6 protein-coding genes are annotated in these 3,837 nt (G+C 53.6%); 2 read left to right on the forward strand and 4 right to left on the reverse strand.

Annotation, left to right across the window (positions count from 1 at the left end):
* Window positions 1–214: 214 nt before the first annotated feature.
* Genes H5U36_04195 through H5U36_04210 form a run of 4 tightly spaced genes read right to left on the reverse strand, consistent with a single transcriptional unit; the run spans window position 215 to window position 2,934 of the window.
* Window positions 215–667, reverse strand: coding sequence for a SoxR reducing system RseC family protein (locus tag H5U36_04195; protein MBC7217362.1), 453 nt, complete (start codon window positions 665–667; stop codon window positions 215–217).
* Window positions 668–700: 33 nt separating this feature from the next.
* Complete coding sequence (locus H5U36_04200; GenBank protein ID MBC7217363.1) at window positions 701–1,951, reverse strand: alkaline phosphatase; 1,251 nt, start codon at window positions 1,949–1,951, stop codon at window positions 701–703.
* Window positions 1,951–2,751, reverse strand: a complete 801-nt coding sequence (locus tag H5U36_04205) for an aldo/keto reductase (protein ID MBC7217364.1) — start codon at window positions 2,749–2,751, stop codon at window positions 1,951–1,953. Before H5U36_04205 ends, H5U36_04200 begins: the two co-directional genes overlap by 1 nt.
* A gap of 30 nt (window positions 2,752–2,781) precedes the next feature.
* Window positions 2,782–2,934, reverse strand: a complete 153-nt coding sequence (locus H5U36_04210) for a hypothetical protein (GenBank protein ID MBC7217365.1) — start codon at window positions 2,932–2,934, stop codon at window positions 2,782–2,784.
* Between the two features lie 143 nt (window positions 2,935–3,077).
* On the opposite strand from H5U36_04210, the gene H5U36_04215 reads away from it, so the two are divergent.
* Entirely contained in the window at window positions 3,078–3,572 is a 495-nt protein-coding gene (locus tag H5U36_04215; protein ID MBC7217366.1) for a rubrerythrin family protein, read from the forward strand.
* A 12-nt stretch (window positions 3,573–3,584) separates the two neighbouring features.
* Window positions 3,585–3,837, forward strand: a 253-nt coding sequence (locus H5U36_04220; protein ID MBC7217367.1) for a Neelaredoxin, incomplete at its 3' end; no start/stop codon positions are given.

Here is a 3,837-nt window from a genome sequence, read left to right on the forward strand (position 1 = left end):
GAGAGCACTTTCTCTTCAAAAGCGAGGGTAAGGATGCCGAAAAAGAGGGAGGCAATGCCCCCCGCAAGAAAGGACACCCACACAGGCTTTGGTTCTTCCATGAGCTTTCCGTGGAATATGGTGAAAATGAGAAGGAGAGCAAAGCCAAAGACTACTGCTCCGTACCCCCGACCTTTCCGTCCCAAGAGAACCTGAGAGAACTTTTCCACCGCCCTCACCGCTTAGAACCTGTAAAGAGAGGACACTCCGTGCATTCTTTCGTGCTGGCAAAGTCCACGATTCGGTACTCAATGGTTAGTCTCGTGTTGAGTCGACGAAGGAAGAGGAAAGATACCCCGAGACTACCGAAGAGCCCAAGAATAGCCAGGGATTCCTGGGGAAAGAGGGCCCTGAAAAGCGCGTACACCCCAAGGGCAAGGAGGATGGGGAAAAGGTAGAGGAAAAAGGCTATACCAAGAAGAACCGTATCCTTTGCTTTGACGAGCACCAAATCCCCCACGGAGGCACCGATGTCGTTTCGGGCAGAAACGGTGTAAAAGTCACTTCGGGAATCGTCAATGAGAGAGGAACTCAAGGGGCATCGCTCCCCGCCGCATCCGGATTTTTTCTCCACGTGGACCAGCGCGTACTCTCCCTCTGCGCGCAGCACTTTTCCTACCTGGAGCACCTTGGCGACCAACTCCTTACCCAACTTTTTATATCAAAACACTCTCTCGGATACAACTTCTTCCCTGAGAATCCTGGCAATATCTGTGTTCTCCGTAGCACCTGCAAAGAGCAGAGCTCCCTCTCCCCAGGCGTACAGGGGAACCAGAAGGGCGGCGTGCCCTGTGGTACTCCAGGAAATTCCGGCTTTCTCTGCAAAAAGACGGGCAAGGGAAATCCAGAGTGTTTTCTCGTCTTTCGAGGCGAGAAAATTCGCAAGAATCTCTTCGATTTCCGATTCCTCTTCCCAGAAGGAAGAGATGAACTGTCGGAGTGTCTCTTTCTCGAAAGGGACAGCTGCAAGCTCTGTGAAGAAACGCTCATATGAACCTTTCTGACGAAGCGCCACGGGAGAGGGTTTTCTCTTCAAACGAAGCCCTCCCGTTTCGTGGTCTGCGGTCACAAGAACAAGGGTTTCTTCAGGGTGCTTTTTGCCAAAGGATAGAGCCTCCCAGATGGCGGCATCGAATTCCTCGAGCTCCTTAAGGGAGGAAGCGATATCGTTCATGTGGTTGCACCAGTCGATGCGTCCCCCTTCAATGACAAGGAGAAAACCCCGAGGGCCCTGGAGGAGCTCTATGGCTTTTCGGACGCACTGAGAAAGGGTTGGAGAGGTTTCTTTTCGGTCGATGGCAAAGGTGAAGGGGAGGAGAGCAAGAAGGGGGAGCGGTCCCTTGAAGCTCGTGAATTCCTGGAAATCCCTGGTGATTGAGTATCCCTTTGCTTGAGCATGGTGGAGGATTTCCTCCCGCTTTTCTCTTGTCGAGGTAGCGATGCCGCTTCCCACAAAAAGGTCGAAGCCGCTTTCGATGAGCTGCTGGGCGATTTCGTCGTAGTTTCTCCGGGAAGAAGCATGGGCGTAGAAAGCGGCAGGAGTTGCGTCGTTCAGGGCTACGTTGGTGATAATGCCCACTCGAAGTCCATTTTCTTTTGCTTCCTGGGCTATGCTTTTCGCTGGTCGGCCAGAGGCGTCCTGGGCGAGGGTTCCTTCTTTCGTCTTGACGCCGCAGGCAATACTCGTTGCTGAAGCCGCAGAATCTGGAATTCTTCCATCTGCCGTGAGGTTTCCAAGGAGAACGTGAACGGGAAAAGCGCTAAAGGAGGCCTGAGGGACCGAAGCTTTGTAGAGGTCAATCTCCTCCTGCCCCAGCCCATCCCCTATGAAGAGGAAAATGTACCGGGGGAGGGCATGTGCCGGAAGGACAAAAACGGTGAGAAAGAGCAAAAGGAGGAGAACTCGTCGCATCAGAGCCTTGTGGCTACTTTCTCTCCCCGGTCAAGGTGGGCAATGGCCTCCTTCTCCTCCTCGGTGAGGGAGAAATCAAAGATTTCAAGGTTCTCCCTCTGGTGCTTTTCGTCTTTTGCCTTGGGAATGGCAACAACCATGTCCTGCTCGATGAGCCAGCGGAGGACCACCTGGGCAACGGTTTTCCCGTACTTTGCAGCGATGCGCACAAGGAGTGGGTCCTGGGACAGGCGGCCTCGGGCAAGGGGAGAGTAGGCGGTGAGAATCACCCGGTTTTTCTGGCAGTACTCAAGGAGGGGCTTCTGGGAAAGGTAGGGATGGTACTCAACCTGGTCGGTGAGAATTGGGGAACTTGCTATGCGTCGGGCTTTGTCGAGGAGGTCAACGTCGAAGTTGCTCACTCCGATGAAGCGAACCTTTCCGTCTTTTTTGAGCTTTTCCATGGCCTCAAGACTTTCCTCAAGGGGAACAGCCTCATTCGGCCAGTGGATGAGGTAAAGGTCCACGTAGTCAGTTCCAAGTTTCCGTAGGCTCTCCTCACAGGAGCGGATGAGGTCCTGAAAACGTAAATGTGTGTACCAGACTTTGGTGGTGAGGAAAATCGCATCCCTTGGGACCTGGGAGTCCTTAATGGCCCTTCCCACTTCCCTTTCGTTGTCATAGAATTCAGCAGTGTCGATGTGGCGGTAACCCAAAGATAGGGCACGAAGAACCGCCCGGTACCCCTCTTCACCCCGGAGATCCCAGGTACCAAGCCCGATAACTGGAACCCTTGCTCCGTGGAGTTCTACAACCTGCACGATTTTCCACCTCCCTGAAGGTTTCTGCGACTATTGTACCTCACTTTTTCCCGAGGAAGACCCCTGAGGTACGGCCTTTTCGTGGTCTTGAGGGGAATTTTCTCCCTTCTCCTCAAGGATGCAGGCGACGATTTCCTTATAGCGGATCTGGCTTTTCTGGTTCCTCTGGATTTTCAGTGCCATCGCACCTCTCCTCCTTTCCATCCTAAGTATTCGGCAAGGGAGTGCAAAAATTTAGGGGGTTGCCGGGAATAGAAGAAAAAATACCCGGTTTTTCCTCTTAAAAAGGAAGGGAGGCTGAGCGAATGGCGAAAATCTCCCACAAAATGACCCAGGGGAACATGGAGAATGCCTACGCTGGGGAGTCCCAGGCCCACATGCGGTACCTCATCTTTGCCGAGGTGGCAGAAAAAGAGGGAAAACCCAACATCGCTCGTCTTTTCAGAGCCATCGCCTACGCAGAACAGGTTCATGCGGCGAACCACTACCGGGCCCTGGGCAACGTGAACGATACAGTGGCGAACCTCGATATGGCCATTGCCGGAGAGACCTTTGAGGTTGAGGAAATGTACCCGGTGTACAACGAAGTCGCCAAGTTCCAGGGTGAGAAGGAGTCGGAACGGAGCACCCATTACGCCCTTGAGGCAGAAAAGATTCACGCCAAGATGTACCAGAAGGCTAAAGAAGCTGCCCTGCAGGGGAAGGACCTTGAGCTTGGAGTGGTATCCATATGTCCGGTTTGTGGCTACACGGTGGAAGGCGAGGTTCCCGAGTTCTGTCCCGTCTGTGGAACCCCGAAAGCCTCGTTTAAGAGCTTCTGAGGAGGTGTTCTGATGGCTTTCCCAGACCTTTTCCAGTCGGCGGATTGGAAGCAGGAAAAGCATGTTCCCGCCATTGAAGGACCGGAGACGGTGGCAAAAGGAGAGGTGGCTCTATTTCAGGTTACGGTTGGAAAGGAGATTCCCCATCCGAATACCACCGAGCACCACATCCGCTGGATCGCCCTCTACTTTACCCCTGAGGGAGAGAAGTTCCCCTATGAGCTTGGGAGGGTGGAGTTTACGGCTCATGGGGAGAGTGTGGCTG

It is taken from the genome of Candidatus Caldatribacterium sp., from assembly GCA_014359405.1.
Lineage (GTDB): Bacteria > Atribacterota > Atribacteria > Atribacterales > Caldatribacteriaceae > Caldatribacterium > Caldatribacterium oleiphilum.